This is a genomic window from Priestia sp. FSL W8-0524, from assembly GCF_038005965.1.
GTDB lineage: Bacteria > Bacillota > Bacilli > Bacillales > Bacillaceae_H > Priestia > Priestia zanthoxyli.
On the sequence record NZ_JBBOUG010000001.1, the window covers coordinates 1997322 to 2020734 of the forward strand.

General features: G+C 37.4%; 24 protein-coding genes. 18 read left to right on the forward strand and 6 right to left on the reverse strand.

All coding sequences use genetic code 11. The features are described 5' to 3' along the window. Positions 1-20 precede the first annotated feature (20 nt). Positions 21-698 carry a cobalamin B12-binding domain-containing protein gene (locus tag NST66_RS10000; protein ID WP_340843765.1) on the forward strand — a complete coding sequence of 226 codons (678 nt, stop codon included), beginning with the start codon at positions 21-23 and terminating at the stop codon, positions 696-698. Continuing rightward, positions 695-1315 carry a hypothetical protein gene (locus NST66_RS10005; RefSeq protein WP_033578942.1) on the forward strand — a complete coding sequence of 207 codons (621 nt, stop codon included), beginning with the start codon at positions 695-697 and terminating at the stop codon, positions 1313-1315. Before NST66_RS10000 ends, NST66_RS10005 begins: the two co-directional genes overlap by 4 nt. Here the strand turns inward: NST66_RS10005 and NST66_RS10010 are convergent. Further along, positions 1312-4872, reverse strand: a complete 3561-nt coding sequence (locus NST66_RS10010; RefSeq protein ID WP_028413400.1) for a CheR family methyltransferase — start codon at positions 4870-4872, stop codon at positions 1312-1314. The two genes, NST66_RS10005 and NST66_RS10010, sit on opposite strands and share 4 nt — an antisense overlap. Before the next feature lie 451 nt (positions 4873-5323). On the opposite strand from NST66_RS10010, the gene proC reads away from it, so the two are divergent. The 5 genes from proC (at position 5324) to NST66_RS10035 (ending at position 9693) form a co-directional block, all read left to right on the forward strand. Next, positions 5324-6166: a pyrroline-5-carboxylate reductase gene (proC, locus tag NST66_RS10015; protein ID WP_028413399.1), complete on the forward strand. Its 843-nt coding sequence runs from the start codon at positions 5324-5326 to the stop codon at positions 6164-6166. Positions 6167-6253: 87 nt separating this feature from the next. After that, on the forward strand, positions 6254-7360 hold the full coding sequence (gene proB / locus NST66_RS10020; RefSeq protein WP_028413398.1) for a glutamate 5-kinase: 1107 nt from the start codon (positions 6254-6256) through the stop codon (positions 7358-7360). Positions 7361-7474: 114 nt separating this feature from the next. Next, the gene (locus NST66_RS10025) at positions 7475-8737 is read left to right on the forward strand and encodes a glutamate-5-semialdehyde dehydrogenase (protein WP_028413397.1); all 1263 of its coding nucleotides are present in this window, start codon (positions 7475-7477) and stop codon (positions 8735-8737) included. A gap of 358 nt (positions 8738-9095) precedes the next feature. Next, positions 9096-9293: a cold-shock protein gene (locus NST66_RS10030; RefSeq protein WP_013056990.1), complete on the forward strand. Its 198-nt coding sequence runs from the start codon at positions 9096-9098 to the stop codon at positions 9291-9293. Positions 9294-9330: 37 nt separating this feature from the next. Next, positions 9331-9693, forward strand: coding sequence for a VOC family protein (locus tag NST66_RS10035; protein ID WP_013056991.1), 363 nt, complete (start codon positions 9331-9333; stop codon positions 9691-9693). 22 nt (positions 9694-9715) lie between these two features. Here the strand turns inward: NST66_RS10035 and NST66_RS10040 are convergent, their stop codons facing one another. Then, on the reverse strand, positions 9716-10321 hold the full coding sequence (locus tag NST66_RS10040; protein ID WP_155017240.1) for an RraA family protein: 606 nt from the start codon (positions 10319-10321) through the stop codon (positions 9716-9718). A 553-nt stretch (positions 10322-10874) separates the two neighbouring features. Between NST66_RS10040 and NST66_RS10045 the strand changes: the two genes are divergently transcribed. Together NST66_RS10045 and NST66_RS10050 are read left to right on the forward strand one after the other, a co-directional pair. Next, positions 10875-11330, forward strand: coding sequence for a hypothetical protein (locus NST66_RS10045; RefSeq protein ID WP_033578944.1), 456 nt, complete (start codon positions 10875-10877; stop codon positions 11328-11330). After that, a complete protein-coding gene (locus NST66_RS10050) occupies positions 11318-11617 on the forward strand; it encodes a YxcD family protein (RefSeq protein ID WP_014460159.1) in 300 nt (99 codons plus the stop codon). Before NST66_RS10045 ends, NST66_RS10050 begins: the two co-directional genes overlap by 13 nt. Before the next feature lie 45 nt (positions 11618-11662). Here NST66_RS10050 and NST66_RS10055 read toward each other — a convergent pair whose 3' ends face one another. Continuing rightward, positions 11663-13834: an MMPL family transporter gene (locus NST66_RS10055; protein ID WP_047750997.1), complete on the reverse strand. Its 2172-nt coding sequence runs from the start codon at positions 13832-13834 to the stop codon at positions 11663-11665. Between the two features lie 207 nt (positions 13835-14041). On the opposite strand from NST66_RS10055, the gene NST66_RS10060 reads away from it, so the two are divergent. The 3 genes from NST66_RS10060 to NST66_RS10070 all read left to right on the forward strand — a co-directional run bounded on the left by NST66_RS10060 (position 14042) and on the right by NST66_RS10070 (position 16272). Next, positions 14042-14902 carry a dimethylarginine dimethylaminohydrolase family protein gene (locus tag NST66_RS10060; RefSeq protein ID WP_034266049.1) on the forward strand — a complete coding sequence of 287 codons (861 nt, stop codon included), beginning with the start codon at positions 14042-14044 and terminating at the stop codon, positions 14900-14902. A 128-nt stretch (positions 14903-15030) separates the two neighbouring features. Further along, the gene (locus NST66_RS10065; RefSeq protein WP_013056997.1) at positions 15031-15234 is read left to right on the forward strand and encodes an alpha/beta-type small acid-soluble spore protein; all 204 of its coding nucleotides are present in this window, start codon (positions 15031-15033) and stop codon (positions 15232-15234) included. Between the two features lie 189 nt (positions 15235-15423). After that, positions 15424-16272, forward strand: a complete 849-nt coding sequence (locus NST66_RS10070; protein WP_325075494.1) for a YihY/virulence factor BrkB family protein — start codon at positions 15424-15426, stop codon at positions 16270-16272. Positions 16273-16305: 33 nt separating this feature from the next. Here the strand turns inward: NST66_RS10070 and NST66_RS10075 are convergent, their stop codons facing one another. Next, positions 16306-16581 carry a hypothetical protein gene (locus tag NST66_RS10075; RefSeq protein WP_034266052.1) on the reverse strand — a complete coding sequence of 92 codons (276 nt, stop codon included), beginning with the start codon at positions 16579-16581 and terminating at the stop codon, positions 16306-16308. 200 nt (positions 16582-16781) lie between these two features. Between NST66_RS10075 and NST66_RS10080 the strand changes: the two genes are divergently transcribed. The 6 genes from NST66_RS10080 (at position 16782) to NST66_RS10105 (ending at position 21800) form a co-directional block, all read left to right on the forward strand. After that, on the forward strand, positions 16782-17714 hold the full coding sequence (locus NST66_RS10080) for an alpha/beta hydrolase (RefSeq protein WP_033578947.1): 933 nt from the start codon (positions 16782-16784) through the stop codon (positions 17712-17714). Between the two features lie 257 nt (positions 17715-17971). Next, positions 17972-18271, forward strand: coding sequence for a hypothetical protein (locus NST66_RS10085; protein WP_033578948.1), 300 nt, complete (start codon positions 17972-17974; stop codon positions 18269-18271). A 619-nt stretch (positions 18272-18890) separates the two neighbouring features. Further along, entirely contained in the window at positions 18891-19112 is a 222-nt protein-coding gene (locus tag NST66_RS10090; RefSeq protein WP_340843295.1) for a hypothetical protein, read from the forward strand. 76 nt (positions 19113-19188) lie between these two features. Further along, complete coding sequence (locus NST66_RS10095) at positions 19189-19608, forward strand: hypothetical protein (protein WP_340843296.1); 420 nt, start codon at positions 19189-19191, stop codon at positions 19606-19608. Between the two features lie 493 nt (positions 19609-20101). After that, complete coding sequence (locus NST66_RS10100; RefSeq protein ID WP_033578950.1) at positions 20102-20764, forward strand: hypothetical protein; 663 nt, start codon at positions 20102-20104, stop codon at positions 20762-20764. A gap of 142 nt (positions 20765-20906) precedes the next feature. After that, complete coding sequence (locus tag NST66_RS10105; protein WP_033578951.1) at positions 20907-21800, forward strand: helix-turn-helix domain-containing protein; 894 nt, start codon at positions 20907-20909, stop codon at positions 21798-21800. A 371-nt stretch (positions 21801-22171) separates the two neighbouring features. Here NST66_RS10105 and NST66_RS10110 read toward each other — a convergent pair whose 3' ends face one another. After that, the gene (locus NST66_RS10110; protein ID WP_034266063.1) at positions 22172-22708 is read right to left on the reverse strand and encodes a PIN domain-containing protein; all 537 of its coding nucleotides are present in this window, start codon (positions 22706-22708) and stop codon (positions 22172-22174) included. 7 nt (positions 22709-22715) lie between these two features. Continuing rightward, positions 22716-23072 (reverse strand): hypothetical protein, encoded by a 357-nt coding sequence (locus tag NST66_RS10115; RefSeq protein ID WP_034266066.1) that lies wholly within the window; start codon positions 23070-23072, stop codon positions 22716-22718. Positions 23073-23413: the final 341 nt, after the last annotated feature.

Sequence of the window (23413 nt, forward strand, 5' to 3'; positions counted from 1 at the left end):
TAGGAAAAGGGCGTGATCTTATCGTTTACTCTCGTAGTGTAGCGGCTTTAGCTGATTGTTTGCTAGAAGGAGACGTTCAAAAAAGCTGGCTGCTCATTGCTATATATATAGAAGAAGGCCATTCTTCAACTGACGTATATACGTTTCTGACAGAAGCGATGTATGAGATAGGGAAAAGGTGGCAAGAAAATAAAATTTCAGTCGCGGACGAGCATTTGGCTACTGCAACCTGTGACTATGTGTTAACTCGCTTTCAGCTATCACAGCATCAATTGCTTCAGCGTAATCGAGCACTTCTTTTTTGTATTGAAGGAGAAGAGCATTACTTAGGCATTAAAATGATTGCAGGACTTATGAGCGAACACGGATGGGAAGTTAAAAACTTAGGAGCAAACTTGCCGCTGCCGTTCGCTCTAAAAAGTATTGAAAGATGGGATCCTGATGTAGTATGTTTGTCCGTCTCACAAGTGCATTTGCTGCCTGATTTACAAAAATACATTGCTGAGATTGAAAGCATGTCGCAAAGTCCTCTTGTATTAGTGGGCAGCAGGCTTCTCAGCACGCATGATTTATCGGCTTCAGGATCTTCAAAAACTATATTCATTAATCGTATTCAAGCTTTTAAAGACTGGCTTCTAATCAACAATAAAGAAAGTTCGACGCAAGATAAAATGTTAGTAATGGGGGAAGAAATATGATCAGTTTGCCGATTCAACACATTCCGGTTCCAATGTTTTTACTCAATAAAGACAACGAAATAATTGAATTTACACCAAGCGTCACGAAAAATTTCCCGCCTGTTCAGAACTTTTTAGATCTAGTTGATGAAGACAGCCAAGAAAAAGTAAAAAGAGCACTCCAGGGAAAGGAAGAAGTGCAAATCGAAGTAAATATGCGCACGTTTTCCAACCCGGTTGCTCTTTTTGATTTTCATTTTAAGCCTGAAGCGTACCATTCGCTGCATGCTGTTTTCTGCTATCCTATTCATGAGCATATGATGAGTGTTCAATCAACCCTTCAACAGTTTCGCTCTATACTTATGCAAGACTCACCACAAGTGAACCAAGGTTTTTCGGTCAGAGAAACAGATGTAGAAACGGCGAAAAAAATGCAGCTAGTTGATCTTCAGCGTCATTTTCGAGAAATGAAAACAAATGTGCTAACCATTCAAGACCTCCTAAGTATTATCCGCTCCGACGTAATTGAAGCAGGAAAAGGAGAGTATATTGAATTGGTCTCTACACATTTGTTTGACATTCAAGATTTAATTAATCAGGAGCTTGACTGCTTAAGACAGAAGAACAAAGTACATTAAGAAAGCGGCAATCGGATTTCTACCGTTGTTCCTTTGCCTTCTTCACTATCATACGAAATGCTTCCTTTATGATTACTAATGATTTTATGACTCACCATCAATCCTAATCCTGTTCCTTTTTCTTTTGTTGTATAGAAAGGCTCGCCAATTCGTGTTAATCGATCTTTCGGCATGCCTTTTCCTTCATCTATCACTTGGACGACTACTTGATTTGTATCTGGATCAAATTTAGATACCACTAGAATAGACCCGGGGTCATCCATCGCTTCAATAGAATTTTTCACCATGTTGATAAATACTTGTTTCATATCTTTTTCAATACAATGAACAACAGGTAATTTTTCTTCAAAATCCGTTGAAATAGTAATGTTTTTAAGAATGGCCTGTGTATGCAACAGTGTACATACGTCTTGAAGAATTAAATTTATCTGCTTATTTTCATATTTTACGACTTCGGGTTTGGCTAGAATGAGCAGTTCGCTAATAATCAGCTCTAAGCGGTTAAACTCGGACATCATGACATCCATATATTCTTTTTTGTACGTTTCTTCTTGCATCATAAGCTGTAAGAAGCCCTTTAATGATGTAAGAGGGTTTCGTATTTCATGGGCAATGCCGGCAGCCAGCTGTCCAAGTGCTGACAGCATCTCTGAATTTTTGAGCATCATTTCCGACTGTTTGCGCTGTGAAATGTCTTCACTTAAACCAATGTAATGGATGATTTCATCCTGATCATTTTTAACAGGCATTAAGGCTAACTGTTCCCAAACGGTTTCTCCGTCTTCTTGAACGTAGGAAATTTCTCCGTTCCATTTTTCTCCTCTATATACTTCATTCCAAATCTTAGGGAATCTTTTAACGCCTAGCTTTTTTGTATATAAGTCGTAGAGGTGTAGCCCAAATACTTCTTGCGGCGCATGCTTTTGCTCCATGAATTTTTGATTAATGTACTTAATTTTACCTTGATGATCGGTAATAAAAATGCCCGTAGGACTGTGAGCTACTGCAAATGATGTAATAGCCAATTCTTCATTTGAACGTTTAATTTCTGTAATATTAATAAACGTAATAACTACACCGTTAATTAAATTCTCATTCGTACGATAAGGCATCATTTTCATGCTATACCATTGGTTATCGTAGCTTTGAATTTCTTTTTGAAGGGTGTTATTTGTTCTTAAAACGTGCATTGCGTCCTCAATTAGATGGTCATATCTAAAGTTATGCGAAATATGAAAGAAAGGTCTTCCGATATCTTGATGAAGAACGTTGATTACTGTTTTCGTTTCCGGCGTAAATAATTTAATATTCAGCTGCTCGTCTAAAAAGATGGTAGCAATAGTTGTACTGATTAATAAATTATCAATATCGTTGTTTAAGTCCGTTAATTCTTCAATCTTTCGCTCGTACTGGTTGTTAACACTAATTAACTCTTCATTAACAGACTGCAATTCCTCATTTGTGGACTGCAGCTCTTCGTTGGAAGCAATCAGTTCTTCGTTCGTGGACTTTAGCTCCTCATTTGCTGTTTCTAGCTCTTCAATCGTCGTTTGCAAATGCTGCTGTGTGTAATGAAGCTCTTGCTCTAAATCTACTACAAGCTCACTAATAGAGCTTGTTTGATTAAGAAACATGGGCTCTTCCTTATCAATAATGGCACTATCTGTCTGTTCATCAAACATAAGTAAGTAAAGAGAGTGATTTGTTGGAAGGGCAGATATCGTAATATTAAAACGGCGCTGCACGTTGTTTATGACAAATTCAATGTGCTGACAGCATACGCTCATACCTTGCTCTTTTACGCGTTTAATAGCTGCTCCAATGGCTAAAGAGACATGAACGGGAACCATTTTGAAAATGGTATAATTAATCTTCCCCACAGGAACGTTAATAAGCTGAGTTGCTTCTTTTGAACAAAATATCACTTCGTTGTATTCATTTAATACAAGACAAGGGCTCATAAAATGATCAATCATTGACTGATACATCTCATCCAATTTAAGCGAAGGAAGAGGCTTATAAAGTTGACTTGGCAGCGGTACGCTAGAAAAATCACCTTCATGCAAGCTGGATTTTGAAAGATTAAAAGCTCCTGTAATTTGTCGGCTGGGCTGCCCCGAACGTTTAAATATTTTCCACTTACTGTTGATAGGGCGGAACAAATCAGACAAATTTCCCGTTGTTTCACTAGGGCCTAAAAAAAGTACGCCTTCTTCTGTCAAAGAAAAATGAAAAAGAGACAGAATGCGCTGTTGCAGTTCAGCTTGGAAGTAAATCATCATATTTCGACAGCTGATTAAATCAACGTTTACAAAAGGCGAGTCTTTTCCTATATTATGCGGGGCAAAAACAATCATTTTACGGATTGTTTTTTTAACTTGATAACCACCGTGTTTTGTTTGCTCAAAATATTCATTAATCTGAGCTGCTGAGAAGGAATGAACTTCCGCTTCTTCATAAATGCCTTGACTCGCTCTTTTGATTGCATGACGATCGATGTCCGTAGCAAAGATTCGGACATCGAAATAACGGTTGATTGTTGATAAATAGTCATGAAGCAAAATAGCTAATGTATATGCTTCTTGACCAGTAGAACAACCTGCTACCCAGATGCGGATTTCATCTTCTTGGCTATGAATCTTTCTTTCAACTAATTGAGGGATGACTTGTTCTTCAATAATAGAGAATGCTTCTTTATCTCTAAGAAATTGCGTCACTCCAATCAGCAGGTCTCGCTGCAGTTCGACGATTTCTTCGGCTTCCTTACATAAATAGTCCCGGTACTCTTCCATCGTTTGAGAGGGCGGATCGAGTAAAGCCATTCTTTTTTCAAGTCGTCGCAGCACCGTATTTTTTTTGTACATAGAGAAGTCGATGCCAGTTTTCTTCTTTATTAATGAATAAATGTATTGCAGCGTTTCTTCGTTATATGTAAATTCAGTTTGGCTGACATGCGTTTGCACAAGGTCAGGCATATCAGCAGGAGAAAGAATATAATCAGCAAGGTGTGCATCAATAGCGCTTAGGGGCATATCTCTGTACTTTGCTGTGCTCTCATCTTGTACAAGTACAGTTCCGCCATACTCTCTTATCGTTTTTGCTCCTCCTGTTCCATCATTTCCTTTTCCCGATAAAATAATGGCTGTGCACCGGTGTTTTTTTGCAGCGGCCAGAGAATGAAAAAAGGCGTCAATCGGATACTTTACCTGATCATTTTCTTCATAAGGACGAAGGCGAAGAGTATGATCCACAACGGTCACATAATGATGGGGAGGATTTAAATAAATTGTGTCTTCTTGTAAAGTCATCCCGTCTTGTGTCAGTTTGATATTCATTCCTGTTTTTTTTGCTAAAAGTTCTGGCATAAAACTTTTATATTTAGAGGAAAGGTGCTGTACAATAATAAACGCCATTCCATTTGGTGAAGGCATATTAGCGAAAAACTGCTCAATAGCTTCTAACCCTCCGGCAGAAGCGCCAATTCCCACAACGTGTAAATCCTGTTTCTCTATTCCTTCTGAAGACGATGGAACTGTAGAAAACGAGTTGTTCTTCATAATAGAACCTCCAATAATGTTTCGACACTTCCTAGATTGTATGTCGTTTTGTTTATTTTAATGTCGACAGCACAGCGTGGTTTACATCAAAAGTAAATTTTTCAAAAAAAACCAAGATGCCGGTACATAGGTTCATTTTAGCAAACCTATTATATTGTTCAAATAACGTTTTCAAAATTCCTCTATTTTTCGCAAAAAAATTTTAAAGTCCAAACTATATAGTATGCCCCGATTTTCCTTATATAAACGTATTTTTATAAAAAAAATCGTTTTTTTTTGCAGAAAAAAATATTTAAAAAAGTTTTGTTTACGCTTACATGCGCATAAGGTTATACGCTCAAGGAGGAAAAAACCGGTTAAATTCAACTTGACACTCTTTTTCAGCATGTTACTATAGGAACCGTTGAAAGAAACGAGAACAAAAATACGAACAAATGACAGGGGAGATTTGATGGATCAAAAACAAAAAGTTGCTTTTTTAGGTGCTGGATCAATGGCAGAAGCGATGATTTCTGGTATGGTCAATGCAAAGAAATTACCTGCTGAAAATATTATCGTAACAAATCGCAGCAATGATGCGCGACTGCACGAACTTGAAAATAGATATGGTATCAAAGCAGTAAAGCGCAGCGAGCTGAAAACAGATGACATTGACGTTTTTATTCTAGCGATGAAGCCAAAAGGCGCTGAAGAGGCATTAAACGAATTAAAGCCTCAAATCAACAAAGACCAGCTTGTCCTATCTGTTCTTGCAGGGATTTCATCTTCTTACATGGAAGAGTTATTGCATGATGAACAGCAGGTCATTCGAGTGATGCCGAATACATCAAGTATGATTCAGCAATCAGCAACGGCTATATCTCCAGGTCAATATGCTGCAATGGATGCTGTGCTAACAGCAAAAGAGCTGCTTTCTGCAATCGGAAAAGTGTACGTGATTGATGAGCCTCAAATGGACATTTTCACAGGAATTGCCGGAAGTGGACCCGCTTATTTTTATTTCCTTATGGAGCATATCGAAAAAGCAGCTAAAGAAGAAGGTCTCGATCCTGAGCTAGCACGTGAAATTGGCGCCCAAACCATTTACGGTGCAGCAAGAATGATGATGGAAAGAGATGAAACGCCGACGGAGCTTCGTGAAAATGTGACGTCTCCAAACGGTACAACAGCAGCTGGTTTAGACGCCTTAGCTAAACACGGCGGCGGAGAAGCAATGATGCAAGCAGTCAAAGGAGCATCAAAGCGTTCAAAAGAAATGAGTGCTCAACTACAAAAAGTGGCAAGTACTAATTAATTCGTCACTTATCTTCTTCGTGAATTCCTCACCACAAAAAAATAATCATAAACAAGAAAACATACAGAACACACTAGGAGTGATTTGATGAGTCCCGACAATAAGAAGCGGGTTGTAATTAAAATTGGAAGTAGTTCATTAACAAGTTCACACGGTGAAATCAGCAGACGGAAGCTCGAGCGCCTTGTGGATCAAGTCGTAGACTTAAAAGACAGCGGTCATGAAGTGCTATTGGTTTCATCAGGAGCTGTAGCTGCAGGATACCGCAAGCTTGGCTGCTTAGAGCGACCTAGCTCTTTACCTGAAAAACAAGCAGCTGCCTCAATTGGTCAAGGACTGTTAATGGAGGCTTATTCAGAACTGTTTCTATCACATGGATACGTTGCTTCTCAAATCTTAATTACGAGAGACGATTTTTCAGACGAAAATCGTTACAACAATGCACGAAATACAATTAATGTGCTGTTAGAACGTGGCATCGTACCAATTGTCAATGAAAACGACACGGTAACCATCAATCGATTAAAATTTGGCGACAATGATACACTTTCAGCTAAAGTTGCTGGACTAGTGGATTCCGACCTGCTTATTATTTTATCGGATATCGATGGCTTATACAGCGCAGACCCTCGTCAGGATCCAAATGCAAAATTAGTTCCTCACGTAGGGGAAATCACGCAAGACATCGAAGAATCTGCAGGAGATTCAGGAAGTTCAGTTGGAACAGGCGGCATGCGCTCGAAAATTGACGCGTTCAAAATCGCTATGGCGTCAGGAATTCCAGCATTTTTAGGAAGAGCTGGCGTGCCAAACATTTTAACACAAGCGGTTGACGGAGATGCAACAGGAACGTATTTTGAATCTGAAGATGATTCTGCGAACCTTAATCAGAAAAAGCAGTGGATTGCGTTTAACTCTGGTCCTGAAGGGGAAATAGTAGTCGAAGATGCCGCGAAACGTGCAATTATTGAAGATAAAGAGCCTTTACTTCGCGAGCATGTTAAATATATTAAAGGCCACTTTAGTGAACGAGCAGTTGTACGTATTCTAGATAAAGATGACAATGAGCTGGCTCTTGGCGTGACAAATTATTCATCTGATGAACTTGCACTGAATGAGCCAATTGATCAACCGATTGTTGACAGCGAAGGTCTAGTGTGTCACTTAGAAATTCCAGTACCGGTCGGTTTGTAAGCAAACATGCTGTAAAGAAAAGGAGCCCTTCCTTTTCTTTGCATGATTGCATTTACCTCTTATGCCTCACACTTTAAAATCAAACAAAACTAAAACGAATCCAGGAGTGATTTGGTGTTACAAACAAATGAAACGTATTCAGTAGAAGAACAAGCTATTTCAGCAAAAAAAGCAGCTAAGCAATTAAGTTTACTAACAACAAAGCAAAAGAACGATGCGCTGTTAACGATTGCTTCTACACTTGAAAGCAACACGGAGTATATTTTAAAAGCAAATGAAGTAGACTTAAAAAACGGGAAAGAAAAAGGTTTTGACGAAGCGCTTATGGACCGCCTTGCTCTTTCAGCGGAACGTGTAAAAGAATTTGCAAACGGCCTTCGTGAAGTTGCTGAGCTAGATGATCCAACAGGCGATATTTTATCAAGCTGGACATTGGATAACGGTCTAGATGTAAAGCAAGTACGGGTGCCTCTTGGCGTGATCGGAATGATTTATGAAGCACGTCCAAACGTAACGGTAGATGCAACAGGGCTAGCGTTGAAATCTGGAAATGCTATTGTGTTAAAAGGCGGCTCTTCAGCTATTTCATCTAACCAAGCTATCGTGGACATTATTCATAAAGCTCTTGATGAAACGCCAATTCCTAAAGAAGCGGTACAGTTTATTTCAAGTACAGATCGTGCGGCTACGCAAGAATTATTTACAATGAAAGAGCATATTGACGTGCTGATTCCGCGCGGAGGGGCTTCATTGATTCAAGCGGTCGTCAATAACGCAACCGTTCCCGTGTTAGAAACGGGAGTCGGAAACTGTCATATTTACATCGATGAAAAAGCTGACGTTAAGAAGGCCATTCCGATTTTAATTAATGCAAAAACAGATCGACCAGCGGTGTGTAACGCAGCAGAAACGGTTCTTGTACACAAAAACTGGCTCGATTCTCATAAAGATGAATTGATTCAAGCATTCAACGATCATAGTATTGAAGTATATGGTGACAAAGCGACAGTAGGTGAAATTCCTGGAGCAAAACCAGCGGCTGAAAAAGACTGGGCCGAAGAGTATTTACGCTTAGCAATTGCGATGAAAGTAGTAGAGAGTGTGGATGAAGCGATTGACCATATTGAAACATATGGAACAAAACACTCCGAAGCCATCATTTCAGAAGATGAACAAGCCGTTTCACGCTTTATGTCATTAGTTGATGCAGCCGCACTGTATCATAATGCATCTACGCGCTTTACTGACGGAGGAGCTTTAGGATTTGGAGCTGAAATTGGGATTTCAACTCAAAAGCTTCATGCACGTGGTCCAATGGGACTTCCTGCACTTACGACAATTAAATATATTATGAGTGGAAACGGACAAACTCGATAAGAAATCAAAAGCGAGCCTAATCATGTGCTCGCTTTTTTTTTATGAAAAGCAAAACAAGTAAATGGAAGCTGATTTGTAAAAAATTATAAACTCTGTTATAATAGTAAAATATATAATTTTTGTGATCTTCATTTTTGTTCTTTTCAGACTATCCCGTTGTTTTAAGAAAAGCAACTGCTATCTGCTTTGTTATAACTTCATTTTTATTTTAGTCTTTCAAGACGCCGTATTATTCCTCAAAGATTGATTTACGGATGTATAGTATCACTTTATCTTGCACCATTTACCGCATTTACACGCTAAGTTAATCTTCATTTATTATCCACTTAAAAAGTACTGTTTAAAGGAGACGATGTGTATGTATAATCGTAAAAATTTAGAGCCGGCTGTTATTGAAGAAACAAAAGTTTGGGAATGTACATCAGATACGTGTAATTGTTGGGTTCGAGATAACTTTAAAAGCGGAGATCAGCCAACTTGTCCAATTTGCAAAAGCGAAATGAAGCAAGCTGTAAAAGAGCTGCAGGTTATTCATAATCCTAGAGTCATTGATTAATAACTTTTAGGAAGACGTTTTTGAAAGGGGTTTGTGGATGTTTCTGGGAATTGATCATGTTCAGCTTCTTGGTCCAGAAGGATGCGAGCAAGAAGCAAGAAATTTTTATGAGAATCTTTTAGGAATGAAAACTGTTCTTAAGCCGGAAAATTTAAGGCACAGAGGCGGCATATGGTTTCAATGTGGGACTCAAGAAGTGCATATCAGTATTCAAGATGACTACATACCTGCTAAAAAAGCGCATCCAGCTTTTGTCGTGGAAGATATCAAGACGCTTAGACGTAAATTGGCACATTCGGGCTGCGTTCTTTCTGAAGAAGAGCCTATTGCAGGGAGAGAGCGTTTTTTTGTCCATGACCCGTTTGGAAATCGATTAGAATTTTTACAATATGACAAATAAAAGACCTCCAAGCGGAGGTCTTTTATTTTAGGGCTTTATCTAAATAGGTATATACCGTTTCTTTGCTAATTAATACTTCGTTCTCTCGGTCTTTATCTTTTTGCCATTTTTCTCGTGCTTTTGCTAATACTTCTTCGGCTTGCTCCTTGGGAATGACAATCACTCCACCGTCATCACCTGCAATAAAGTCCCCAGGACGGATTTTTACGCCCCCGCAGGAAATGATCTCGTTTACCTTTCCTTTTTCTTTTTTGCTGCTTGCTGCGATCGTAGAGCCCTTACAAAATACGGGGAAATCGAGCTTTTCGATGTCTTCTTGATCTCGTATAACCCCATCTAGTACAATACCGCTTATTCCAACAAGCTTCGCCATGGCTACTACGAAATCTCCTGCTAAGGCACGGTTACAGTAGCTTTTACCATCAATAACGAGCACACTTCCCGGCTCCGCTAGTCGAATCGCTTCAAGCACTGAGTAATTATTGCCAGCGGGCGTATCTATGGTAAGAGCCGGCCCGAATAGTTTGTAATGACGCTGCAAGGGCTTAATAGAAAAGTCTAAGTGGTTGGCACCTTCCATTGCATCTGATAAATTTGCTGTTGATAATGGGAGCTGTTCATTCAACATCATATCTCTCCTTTGTAACTTTAGTTTATCTATACATATTCATATAAGAGAAAGCTCTTATTTATGAAAGGGGGAGTAGATAACATTTGACTACGAATCGACTACAAACGTGGAATATTAAAGGTGTTCAGAACCATTTTTCGATGCATTGTACTATACTGAGACGCTGTTTCCTGTATGGTATTCGTCATGTAAACTCATATCTCCTTTATTACCACCAATAGAAGCGAAGGGAGCGTATAAAGGTATTTTTAAAAGAGGGGACTTGCTACAGAACTCTGCGAAAGTAATATGCTGGGCGAAGTGTAAAATAAGCGTTAACGAAGATGAAGAGTCTTTGTTAGTTTTATAAATTTCACTGATGTGTACATAAAAGGGTCTTATATCCATATGAAACGCGTCTAAATGTTTAATCCTGTGAACATTTAATGGAGCTTTATGCATTTTTATATAAAAAAGTGAAACCTTTTGGTATGATGAAACGTAGGAACATATATGGAAATCATATATGAAAAAACATATGTGACGTTAGTCATTTAGTGGAGGGAAAGCAATGGTAAAAAAATTATTGGCCGCATTTATCGCATTAGCGGTTGTGTTTTCACCAGTCGGTGGATCACTTATTCATGACGGTTCAAACGTAGCAAGTGCAAAAGGGTATAAATCAGGAAAGCGCTCTTTTGACAGCGGAAGCAATAACCAATCAAGCTTATTTAAAAACAATAACAGTAATTCGGTTAAGCAAAACAATACGTCTAAAAACTCATCATCTAAAAGTACAGCAGCTGGTTCAAAGCGCGGCGGCTTAATGAAAGGTCTTTTAATGGGAGGAATTGCGGGCTTATTATTTGGAAGCTTATTATCTAGTTTAGGACCATTAGGCCCAATTTTAGGCTTTATGGTAAATATGCTTGTGATTGTCGCTTTAATTCTTCTTGTAGTAAAGTTATTCCAAAGCGTACGTAGCAACAAGCGTAAAAATGAGGAAGTGAAATCTTGGAGACAATAAAAATTTCTGAACAAGATATTATCAATGCGATGTGTTTGTATATCGCAGAAAAAAAACAAGTTCAGCCTCAAGAAGTAGAGATTGAGCTAATGTATGATGATGACTACGGTTTTTCAGCAGAGTCATACGTGCATGATCGTAAACAGGTTCATATTACTTTGAACATTATCGAAGCCCTGCGCTATTGGCTGGATACGGAAATGAACGTAGACCCATACGCAGCAGGACTAGAACTGGAATTAGACGATGAAGAAGGCATTATCGCTTTTGCTAAATTAAGTCGATAAAGAAATCTTCAATGAAAAACCCGCTCACTTGAGCGGGTTTTTTTATCATGATTTTACCTGTTCGTTGGAACTGGACTTATCGCTTTTTTTAGTGAAAAACCACCAGTTGGCATCTCCAAGTAATTTCATAAGAGAAGGGACAAGAAGCATTCTGACAATCGTTGCATCGATAAATATAGCTAAGGCAATTCCTACACCCATTTGTTTAACAGGCGTTACGTCTGTAAAAGCAAAGGCTCCTGTAATGACAATCATGATTAAAGCAGCGCTCGTAATGATTTTACTAGTGGAAGCTAGGCCTTCTACCGTTGCTACATTGTTATCCTTCGTTTGATGATACACTTCGTGAATGCGTGAAATCAAAAAGACTTCGTAGTCCATGCTAAGCCCAAATACAAGGCCGAAAACAAAGACCGGCAGCACTAAAGCGATATTGGATTGGGTAAGACCTAGATGTCCATTTTGAAACAGCCATACAAGTAAACCAAACGTAGCTGTTAAGCTTAAAATATTCATAATGATAGCTTTTAAAGGAATCAGGACGGAACGAAAAGCAATCATTAAAATGACATACGTTGAAAATAAAACAAGAGCCAGGCCATAAGGCGCCTTTTCATAAATTTCATCAAATATTTCTTGTTCGAATTTTGGATAGCCGCCAATATGAACGGTGAAAGGTGAACGTTTCTCTTTCCATTTTCGAACAAAATCTTTTGCTTGATCTGAATTTTGGTCTGTATCTAGCGTAGCTTTTATGAGCATATAATGTTCGTTAATAAACGAATCTACAGCTGGCTTTGTCTGCGCGCTTATCTGCGGGTTGTTCAGCATAGCTTGAAGCTGATCACTGGATTTTACGTTTAAAGCGGTAGAAATAGAATCAACTTGCTTAACTAACGAATCTTCTTTTAATTGTTTTATAAAAGTAAAGGCATTTGTTAAAGGCTTTTCCTTCAGCATATCTTGCTTAGCTTCTAACACAAAATAAACGTCTGCCGTGTTTTTATTTATAAACGTATCGTTATACGTGTCAAAAGCTTGACGAGACTCGTATTTTGTTGGCAGTGCTTCTGAAGACGGTATTTCTAGATGCATGTCTCGAACGGGAATAAGTGCTACTAACAGAATAATAAGAGAAACAATCGTCATAGCTACAGGCTTTTTCATGACAAATGTAGCGAATGAACGCCACCTAGATTGACCGCCTTGTTCACTGATTTTTAAGATGCGTAAACGATTGATGCGTGTACCTAGTATAGCCAGTATGGAAGGAAGCAGCGTAAGAGCTGAAAACACAGCAATAAAAACAACAGCCATTCCTCCAAGAGCGACGTTTTGAAAAATATCAACTTGAATAAACAGCATTCCCGCTAATCCAATAAATACGCATAATCCGGAGAAGATGACTGAGCGTCCCGCTGTTTGAATGGTGATTTTGATTGCTTGTTCTACCGATTTCGTTTGAATTTCTTCTTTAAAGCGATTAATAAATAAAAGGGCAAAGTCAATACTAAGAGCTAATCCAATCATTGGAATCACGTTTAAAATGAAGATGGACAGCTCTGTGTACGGATGAAAGAAATAGACAACGCCCATGGTGGTAACGACGGTTACAATTCCTATCATAAGAGGAATTGCAGCGGCTACCACGCCGCCAAAAGCTAGAAGAAGCACAACTAAAGCAACAGGAATACCAATGGCTTCTGCTTTTGCTAAATCTGCTTGGCTTGCTGTATTCATATCTTTTTCAATAATAGGACCACCGGTTAATTTTACACTAACTTCTTTTTCTTCAGATGAAAGAGTTCTGATCTTTTCCACTCGTTTATCCATCGTTCCATCATCGTGATTAAAGTGGATAATTCCATACGCTGTGCTTCCTTTTATCATCTTGTTAGAAGCCGTTGGTATGTCAACTTTCGACGCGTCTGATTTGTCCTTTGCTTTTTGCATATACTGAGCGATCGTTTGCTGGAATTTCGAGTCAGAAACTCCGTCTTTTTTTTCAAACAAAACGATGATCTGAGCTTCGCTAACATCAAATTTATTAACTAAAAGCTGCTCGGTATCTTTATACATTCCTTTCATTTCAAATCCGTTTCCTCCAAGCACAGAAGGAAGCTTAGCCGCATAAAAGCCAAATCCGACAATTAGGATGACCCACAGTAGTAATAAAATTTTTCTGCCCGCATATAATGCGTTCGCTATTTTATTCATATTAACCTCCAATTTTTTGTACAGTTACTAGACTATTTTATACTAACAGTTATTGTAATTAGAAGAAGTATTGTGTTTTTTTGTTTTTCTTGCCTGAAAAAGCTTTTCAGATAGATGCGCAGGGGTGTTTCCTTAGCAAAATCGTGTTTATGTTTCAGGCGATTTAGGGAACACTGTACATAAATGCACGAAGGGGGATTTAAAAAGATGCAAATGAAACAGCCAGCTAAAATGACGAATAGTTATGGATGTAAAAATGAGTATGATACATTAAAACGTGTGGTCGTTTGTCCACCTACATATATGAAAATTGAAGAAATTATTAATGAAACACAAAAGCATTATGCGGACGAAAACATTGATGAGAGCTTAGCTTCAAAGCAGCACCGTCAATTTGTCGAATGTCTTCAAAAAGAAGGGATTGAAGTCATCGGACTATCTGCACAAGAGCCATTTCCAGAACAAGTATTTACACGGGATATTGGCTATACGCTCGGAGATACCGTTATTGTCACGAAAATGGGCAGCGAAATTCGAAGCGGAGAAGAACAAGTGCTAGCCGATTGGCTGCAGCAGCAAGGTATTCCTTTCCATCAGGTACCGGACCACTCCATTGAAGGTGGAGATGTGCTGATTGATGGACAAGCTATTTTTATTGCACTCAGCGACCGTACAAGTAAAGAAGGCGTGGAGCATATCCAAGAGCTGCTTCCAGCGTATGAGGTTGTTCCGATTCCTATTGATCGGTCTTATCTTCATCTTGATTGTGTGTTAAATATTTTATCACCTACAGAAGCGCTTGTATTTTCACCCGCTTTACATGAGAAAGAATTAAATTTACTTCGCATGAAATATGACTTAATTGAAGTAACAAAAGAAGAGCAGTTTACGATGGGAACCAATGTATTATCCATCGGTAATCAACGGGTGATCAGTCTGCCAATAAATACAGAAGTGAATGAAGAGTTAAGGAAACGAGGCTATAAAGTGATTGAAGTTGATATATCTGAAATTATTAAGTCCGGCGGTTCTTTCCGCTGCTGCACAATGCCTCTTGAACGAGTGTAGAAAAGCTTAAAAAGAAAAAAAGATCTCGGCGATAGCCAGGGATCTTTTTTTTTGAAGGATGTTGTATAAAATTTCAAGTGAAAGGAACATTAACCTATATAAGCTGTTGAAGGAAAGGAGTGATAAACATGGCAAATCGTAATCCTATTTTAGTTCAAGGTGCTGAACAGCTTCTTGATCAGTTAAAAACGGAAATCGCGGGAAGACTTAACGTTCAGCTTGGCGCTGAGCAGACGGCTCGTGCAAATGGTTCTGTTGGTGGAGAAATGACGAAGCATCTTGTTGCAATGGCGCAGCAGCAATTAAGCGGTGCACAAGGACACATTCGCTAGTCTGCTCTACATAAATACTTTGATGAAAAGTTCTGGCTCTTTTGAGCCGGAACTTTTTTTGTGTAGGAAACATCATTCTACTTTCTCATGGTCGCTTGATTTGAGATTTTGCTCGAAATTCTCCACTTTCAAGGTTGAAAAGTGCATAAAATGGGAAAAGAACAAAAAAAGAGAAAGTAGAGGTTTATCATGAAAAAGCTATTATCATTCGGAAAAAGTCTTGGTAAAGAAATTCAAGAAGACCAAGCAACGGGACTAGCGGCTGAGCAAGCCTATTATTATATGCTATCATTATTCCCTATGCTTATTTTACTGATATCGATTGTTCCGTATCTATCTATTAAACCGGCAGAGGCAATCGATCTTCTTCAAAGCGTTATGCCGGGAGAAACGGCTGCAATCTTTAAGGATAACGTAGCTCAATTTGTAAGCCAACCAAACGGCGGGTTACTGACTGTAGGGATTTTAGGAACCATTTGGTCCGCTTCAAACGGTATGAACGCCTTTATTCGTGCAATGAACCAAGCCTACGACGTGAAAGAACAGCGCTCGTTTATTAAAGTAAGAGGCTTGTCCATTCTTTTAACAATTGGATTAATTGTAACAATTGTTGTATCGCTTCTTTTACCAGTGTTCGGAGGGATTTTGTTAAATTGGATAAGCGAATGGTTTTCTCTTCCTTCAGGTACAACAGTGGTTTTAAATATTCTGCGCTGGATTGTTGGTGTCGGCATTATGGTACTTGTTTTATCCGTATTATACAGATTAGCGCCAAACAAAACATTTCCTTTTGCTCACGTATGGCCCGGAGCACTCGCTGCTACGCTGCTATGGCAGCTGACATCTTTAGGGTTCTCATTTTACGTAAGCAACTTTGGCAATTATTCTGCTACTTATGGAAGCTTAGGAGGCGTAATTGTTCTGATGCTTTGGCTATTTTTAACGGGGTTAATTCTCGTCATTGGAGGAGAGATTAATGCTATCTATCACCGAAACAAAACGGCTGCACCTCCTAAAGATACGTCTCAGGCGATGTAATAAAAAAGGAAACCTTTATAAAGGTTTCCTTTTTTAACGTTTAAAGCTATTAACAAGCTGTTTAAATGAGTTGGCTGTATATTTGACCGAATCTTTTTTGTACTGTATATCCGTTTTAATCGCTGCTTGTGTTACTTTTAAATGGTTTGTTTTTTCTTTAATATGATCAGTTTCGTTTTGAAGATGTTGAGAAGTGGCATTTACAGAGTTCACAGTTGGCTTGATTTTTTTATTAAATGATACGCCTGCGTAAATAAGATACGCAAGTGATGCCAAAACAACAGCTAAGCTTATATAAACAATAATCATCATTGTGCCTCCTTTGTACGTATTTATATTTATATAGGTGAGAATAAAATATATACGAATATCATCCTCTTTATTTAATTGTTATACCCATTTTTAATTAAAACAAACAAAAGCCTGCCGAGAAGACAATATATTGGATTTTTTCTGAAATTTCATTCATCATTACATATAGAGTTACCTTGAAAGGAGAGAGAAGAAGAATGCCGTTAGATCCGCATATTCAAATATTTCTAAATCAATATAACGAAATGCCCCGTCCTTCTTTAGAGGACGTTACACCCCTGCAGCTGAGGGAAATGGAAAAGATGTCTTTAACTCCTTCTAAAGAAGCAGTTAAAAAAGTATATAATGAAGAAATCCAATTAAATGAACGTACCCTCACTATACGAGTGTATGAGCCTGAAGGAACAGGGCCATTTCCAGCTCTTGTTTATTATCACGGAGGAGGCTGGGTATTAGGAAGCCTGGATACTCATGACTCCATATGCAGGTCGTATGCAAATGAAACAAACTGTATTGTAGTGTCTGTTGATTACCGCCTTGCTCCTGAGAGTAAATTTCCCGCTGCGGTGAACGATGCCTATGACGCCTTGGATTGGATTTCAGCTCACGCGTCTCAATTAAATATCGATTCAAACAAAATTGCCGTTGGAGGAGATAGTGCCGGTGGCAACCTTGCTGCGGTTGTAAGCATTTTAGCAAAACAAAGACAAGGTCCATCCATTGTTCATCAGATGCTTATTTATCCGTCTGTAGGATTTAAAAATCAGCATCCTGCCTCTATGAAAGAAAATGCCGAAGGATACCTGCTTTCAAAAGATCTTATGGATTGGTTTCGCCTTCAGTACTTAAATAATAAAGAAGAAGAACAGCATCCCTATAATGCTCCGGTATTACTAGAAGATTTATCGAGTCTACCAAGCGCTACCATTATTACAGCACAGTACGACCCTCTAAGAGATAGCGGAAAAGACTACGCGGACGCATTAAAAAATCACGGTGTTCCCGTCACCTACGAAAATTATGAAACGATGATTCACGGATTTTTAGGGTTTCATGAATTTGTCCCACTCGCTCAGCAGGCAATCAATAAAAGCGCAGCTCAACTGCGTCAAGTATTTGATTCTATTTAAGTTGAAAAGATGTACAGTGTCACAAATCATATGAACTTGAGGGAAACAGCACATGGATGTGCTGTTTTTCTTTATTGATAGGTAGAAAAGATTAGAAAATTATAAAAATGGAAAAAATATATTTAAGAAAAACAATAACTACTGAAGCCGTTCTAATTAGAGTGGCTTTTTCTCTTTTTAAAATAAATCTAGCAAATGAAAACTAAATCAACAAAAAATTATGTAATACTACTGTTAACAAGATTCATCATGAATATATGTTTGATTCGATTTTCCCTACAGGATCAGGAATTTTAATTACAGATGCTTATTATAAGTTTAATAAGTCAGGAAATATTGAGCTGGTTGATTTGAAACCTAGTGCTAAAGTGACGTGGCCGTTTTCTTTAGAAAAATCAGGTCAAAAGATTTTATCTAAAAAACCAGCATCTACACAAGCAGGATATACAACACACCAAGTACTGTATGACTTGAAGCTTTTAAAGGTACGTGAACCATATACAACTGATATAACATTTACAAAAGGTGTTGCGGTAAAAGGCAAGAAAGATACTTAAAGCAGTATTTAAAGTGACAGGAAGAGTTATTTAATGAGAGTAAAGATGTACATAAATAGCATTCAGCATGCTAACTTCTGAAAGGTAGATGAAAGTGTAAATATGAGTGTAATTTAATTGATTAATCAACAATTATTATCATTAACTCGAGGTCATATAGAACCGCAGGTTATAGCAAAAAAAGTAGGTGTTAGCAGGATTACATTATATAAGCAGTTGAAAAATCCTGAGTTTAATGCAGAGATTGATAGAAGAATACAAAAGTTCAAAGACTTTGGTGAGGTGTTAATGATCTTCAAGTTACATGAGACAGTACAACCCTACTGGTGATTAGCATTCGTCTCACGTAATAATGTCAGAGGTAAAATAATTGAATGCTTCATCGATCGTACGCTAGGTTGCCCAGTAGATAAGACAAATCTTACTATTATTAATACTGAAATTAAAGCTAATACAAAGTAAGAGTGAAGGACTTGGAATATGATGTTCTGATATAGGAGTTGAGAAACTAATAGTAATTTCAATTCAAGTCAATAAAACCATAAAAGCCACATTTTTATATAGTAAAAAAGACTTTATTGCTTTATAATAATAGTACTAAAGTAATGGGTGGTGCTATATGAAATTTAATATGTTAAAAGTTTCCTTAATTGTAATCTTAGCAGTTGCTGTTATTTTGCCATTTTCTAAAGCAGATACAACTGAAGCTGCTTCAACGAAAACAGCATACGTGGATGTTAGCAGTGGGAGTCTTACTGTTAGAAGCGGCCCAGGAGCTAATTATAAAAAAGTGGGTTCTTTAAAAAAATGGTGTAAAAACCACAGTTTATTCTCAAACTAAAACTGGATGGTCAGAGATTAGATATAATAAGCGTAAAGCCTATGTATCAACTAAATACTTAAGATTTTATTATAATATGTCTCAGAGCACAGCAAAAAGTATTACAGACAAAGTAATTAATATGCAAAGAAAAACTTGGGAAAGAAATTATACCAAGCAACAGATTTATTCAATTATGAATCCAGGATTCACGACAACTTACATTGACAAGTTTTTTAAAGAGCAAATGTACAAAAGCGGAAAAGATAAGTACGGAAATCAACTGTATCATCAAATTGAAACTGAAATATTCGGTTACAATATAGATAATTTTGAGTGGTATGCTAAGAAAAAACCAACTATCCAATACTACATAAAAGATAATCAAGAATATTTAGCTGTTTCTCAATACCTCCTCGATGAAGAGTCTGGAAATCATTGGACTTATTTATATTTGTCAAAAGCAAACTCTAAATCAAGCTGGAAGGTTTATGATATTAGTAGAAAATATGATTAACCAGTATTAGTTAAAATGCCCTTTCCTTAATTGGATTGGGCTTTTTTACATCTCAATTTTCTCGTATAATTCATCCACTCCAACATTTAGAACGTGAGCTAACTTAAATGCTTTATCCATGCTAGAGCAAGCTGAAAAAGAAGAAAAGAAGTGAAGCTATGAAAGCTATGGAGAATATTAGCGATTTTAACGGAAATTCCTCGGAAAATAAAAAAGAGATATAATTGAAAAAATAACAAAAATAACCTATTTTGTGGTATTATTTACTCGTTGAAGGGATAAGTACTGTGATAGAGCAATTGTAGGGGTTAAGTTTGAGCTTCCTCAAATATGTCATAACGTAATGAATAATAGTTGCAGACCCAACCAATTAATTATGAATTTAGAAAAAGTAATCAGCCAACTTAGTTTATCAGTTTAAAGTAACACTATATAAAAAGAAATTTAAGGTACTTCTGATTGTGGCTTCCATCAAACAAAAGGGGAGAATTCTGTGAAAAAGTTGCTAATTGGTACTGCTTTGTTGTCTTTGAGTTTGACTATGGGTGCTTGTGACGGTGATGAGAAGGAGAATAATTCACTAAAGAAGAAAAGTGTAGCTGAAGAACCTAAGAAGAAGCCTGAAGGCAAAGATTTAGATAAAAAGTCTGAATCTCAGCAAATTCAAAACGAACAGAAAGATTTACGTGCGTATAGTGTAAAAGTTGAAGAAGAAAAAAAAGCTAAAGAATTAGCAGAGCAGAAAGCAAGAGAAGAAGCGGAAGCTAACCGTCAAGCCGAAGTAGTTGAGCAACAAAGACAACAAAAGATTGCTGAACAACAACGTATCGCAGCGCAAGAAGCAGAAGAAAAAAAGAAACAACAAGTTCAAGTAGCACAAAGTCAAAAGCAACAAACAAATGATGAAGAATTATCTCATGCTGATCAATATGAAGAACCTGAAGTAAACGAAGATATTTCTGCTCCAGATCAATACGAAGAAGAGGTTCGTCGACAACAAGAAGAAAGTTTCACAGACGAAACAAAGCAACAAATTAATCAAGAAATGGAAGAAAACGATGGATATAGTTCTACTTTATGGCGATGTGATCAAGTGTTATATGGAGTGCAAGAAGGATACATTTCAAAAGAAGAAGCAGGAGATTGTCTAAAATAATACTATAACTAGAACAATCTTTCTTGGGATATTTTTCTTGATACTATTGATAAAAAAACTACCTAAATGGTACAATAGACTTATAAAAACATAATGGAACGTTGTTTTCACAGAGTTCATTGACATTAAGTAAGGTGATTTTTTGAATGATAAAAAACAAGTAGGTCAGCTGATTCAAGATCTGCGAAAGATTGCGGAAATGACAACTGTCGAGTTATCAGAAGGAATTTGTACAGAAGAAGAGCTACATCGATTTGAACAAGGTGAAATTCATGCAAGCAGTGAAGTTCTCTATCATTTATCGAAACGCTTAGGGGTTCCGATGAATTATTTCTTTGAAGCAGGAGAGCTAACGCCCAACGATTATTCAAAAGAAATTAAATCGACCATTAGGCATTATATACGAAAACGCGATTATGAAACCGTGTTACATATGGTGGATAAAGAAAAAGATAATCCTATGTTTCAAGATCCTTTTCACGCACAATTTTTCCTATGGCACGAAGCCATATGTGATTATTATATTGGAAATAAATTTGAGCAAGCGCTTCGTAAATTGGAAAAAGCGATTGCGTTCACGCGTACGAGCGAACAGTTTTATTCAGAAAAAGAGATTGCTATTTTAAATAGTATTGCCATTATTTACGAAGAAGAAGGTCATTTAAAAAAAGCGTTCAGTACGTTTATGGAAGGATTGCAGCATATTGCTTTGCTTCCTAAGTTAAAAGATCCTCTTGTCAAAATTCGAATTTTATATGGATTATCACATGCGCTTTTGCAAATGGAACGTTATGAAAAGTCGGTTAAATATGCACAAGCAGGACTAGAGCTGTGTATTCAGCATGAGACGCTTTATTTATTAGGAGAACTGCACTATCAAATTGGAGAAGCACTCTGTCAGCTTGGTGAGCTTAAAGAAGGAATAGTTTACCTAGAAAAAGCTATTACTGTTTTTGAAATTGAGCAAAATGAAGCGTTTGTGACCATTATTAAAGAAGAGATGTCTAAATATCAAGAAACAAAAAAGAAGAGCTGACAGCTCTTCTTTTTTTATCTCCAATACACTGGGTGTGGGTAAAACGGACGAGGACGAGGGTAAAAGTAAGGGGGGTGGTAATAAATAGGACGTGGGTAAGGGTAAGGATAAAATGGACGTGGGCGAGGATATGGATAATAACCATAAGGGAATCTTTCTTCAGTTTCCTGGGGATTGGAATAATAATCGTAGCCATATTGATACTCTTCTAAAGGTTGTTCCGGGTAATATGGGTAATTCACTCTTTTCACCGCCTAAGTTTTTATGCTTTTTACTGTATTCATTATAGAAAGAGTTGGAGTATGTACCCATCAAATTTTCACTTTAAAAATTCGACGGGAGATAAGGAATATTTTAATAATAAAAAGAAATTAGTTGTCCTTTTTATTTTTTTGTAAGGTATCTGCTGTGTGAGGCAAAGTAGGCAGTTCGAAGCTTTTAATAAAGGAAGCGTAAGCAATCGTATCTTTAATAGGATTTACATAAGATAATGGTTGACCTCGGTAGCTGAAATTAAACGTAATCCAAGCAAAATCTTTATTATTGTTGGAAATCAGTTTTGCATTATGTATAAAAGCAGATGCGGCAATCATCGCATCTGGGCCTTTAATTTTTTTATTGGATTCTATTTTAGCTTTTCTGCGAATTTGAGCTGCTAGCTGTGCAATTTCACTTGTAACGTCTACAATCTTATCGGTCATATCGTAAATATAATGATTTTTTACTGCTTTGACTTGAGGATTTGTTTCTACTTCCCAATGCGACAGAAGTTCCATTTCTACAACGGTAGGCATTAAAAATTCCGCATTATTTGAAATAAGTTCATTAATGTATTCCACAACTTCTGGATAATTAAGCGCATGTGAAGCCCAAATGTTTGTATCAATGATTACTTTTTCATCCAACACAAATCGTTCACTCCTCTCTACTAGCCATTCGTACGAGCTCTTCTAACCCAAAAGGTGAGTAAAGAGCCGCGGATTCTGAAAGCTGATTGCTTAATAGAAGCTTTTCATATTTGGTTAATCTAGTTTTGGCAGATTTTATGAGCTTTTCTTGTGTGCCGTTTACCACTTGATCTTTTTTATCATACGTGCGCAGAACCTTATTTTGAGGTTTGTATTTAAGATTTTTCTTCTGCATAGGGGGTGAGGAAGGTGATGGCGGCGAGGGTTGTGTATAAATTTTCCCATTTATTTTTAGGTTAAAGTGCTTCTGAACTTCCTTGCTGTATGTTGCTTTTTTGTCATCTACCAAGCGCTGTGCTTTCATGATATCCCTGCCTTTTATATAAATTTATATAGTATATGTGATGAAGTTTTTTCTTACTATTCCTTTTATATAAAAAGATTAAAAAAGTTAGCTGCCGGGAGTTATTGAATTAATTGATGTTTGCCTGTTGGGTGATGATCTCACCGAATACCGGACAAAGGTTTAAAAACATGATATCGTGTAAGAGAAATAAATTAGTATAGGTTAGAGAAGGAACTAGGCAACAATACGGTGTTTTATTACCGATTTGGTCCGTCCTCATTTATGAGATTTTGCTAAAATGTAAAAACCTACATATTTCCTTCCGAGATCATCCATACTTTATTGACAAAGGAAAATTA

Bases quoted from the DNA above. Each gene is read 5' to 3' on its own strand.
- NST66_RS10005 (WP_033578942.1), top strand. From the start codon at position 695: ATGATCAGTTTGCCGATTCAACACATTCCGGTTCCAATGTTTTTACTC.
- NST66_RS10010 (WP_028413400.1), bottom strand. From the start codon at position 4,872: ATGAAGAACAACTCGTTTTCTACAGTTCCATCGTCTTCAGAAGGAATA.
- proC (WP_028413399.1), top strand. From the start codon at position 5,324: ATGGATCAAAAACAAAAAGTTGCTTTTTTAGGTGCTGGATCAATGGCA.
- proB (WP_028413398.1), top strand. From the start codon at position 6,254: ATGAGTCCCGACAATAAGAAGCGGGTTGTAATTAAAATTGGAAGTAGT.
- NST66_RS10030 (WP_013056990.1), top strand. From the start codon at position 9,096: ATGTATAATCGTAAAAATTTAGAGCCGGCTGTTATTGAAGAAACAAAA.
- NST66_RS10035 (WP_013056991.1), top strand. From the start codon at position 9,331: ATGTTTCTGGGAATTGATCATGTTCAGCTTCTTGGTCCAGAAGGATGC.
- NST66_RS10040 (WP_155017240.1), bottom strand. From the start codon at position 10,321: ATGTTGAATGAACAGCTCCCATTATCAACAGCAAATTTATCAGATGCA.
- NST66_RS10045 (WP_033578944.1), top strand. From the start codon at position 10,875: ATGGTAAAAAAATTATTGGCCGCATTTATCGCATTAGCGGTTGTGTTT.
- NST66_RS10055 (WP_047750997.1), bottom strand. From the start codon at position 13,834: ATGAATAAAATAGCGAACGCATTATATGCGGGCAGAAAAATTTTATTA.
- NST66_RS10060 (WP_034266049.1), top strand. From the start codon at position 14,042: ATGCAAATGAAACAGCCAGCTAAAATGACGAATAGTTATGGATGTAAA.
- NST66_RS10065 (WP_013056997.1), top strand. From the start codon at position 15,031: ATGGCAAATCGTAATCCTATTTTAGTTCAAGGTGCTGAACAGCTTCTT.
- NST66_RS10070 (WP_325075494.1), top strand. From the start codon at position 15,424: ATGAAAAAGCTATTATCATTCGGAAAAAGTCTTGGTAAAGAAATTCAA.
- NST66_RS10075 (WP_034266052.1), bottom strand. From the start codon at position 16,581: ATGATTATTGTTTATATAAGCTTAGCTGTTGTTTTGGCATCACTTGCG.
- NST66_RS10080 (WP_033578947.1), top strand. From the start codon at position 16,782: ATGCCGTTAGATCCGCATATTCAAATATTTCTAAATCAATATAACGAA.
- NST66_RS10085 (WP_033578948.1), top strand. From the start codon at position 17,972: ATGTTTGATTCGATTTTCCCTACAGGATCAGGAATTTTAATTACAGAT.
- NST66_RS10090 (WP_340843295.1), top strand. From the start codon at position 18,891: ATGAAATTTAATATGTTAAAAGTTTCCTTAATTGTAATCTTAGCAGTT.
- NST66_RS10095 (WP_340843296.1), top strand. From the start codon at position 19,189: ATGTCTCAGAGCACAGCAAAAAGTATTACAGACAAAGTAATTAATATG.
- NST66_RS10115 (WP_034266066.1), bottom strand. From the start codon at position 23,072: ATGAAAGCACAGCGCTTGGTAGATGACAAAAAAGCAACATACAGCAAG.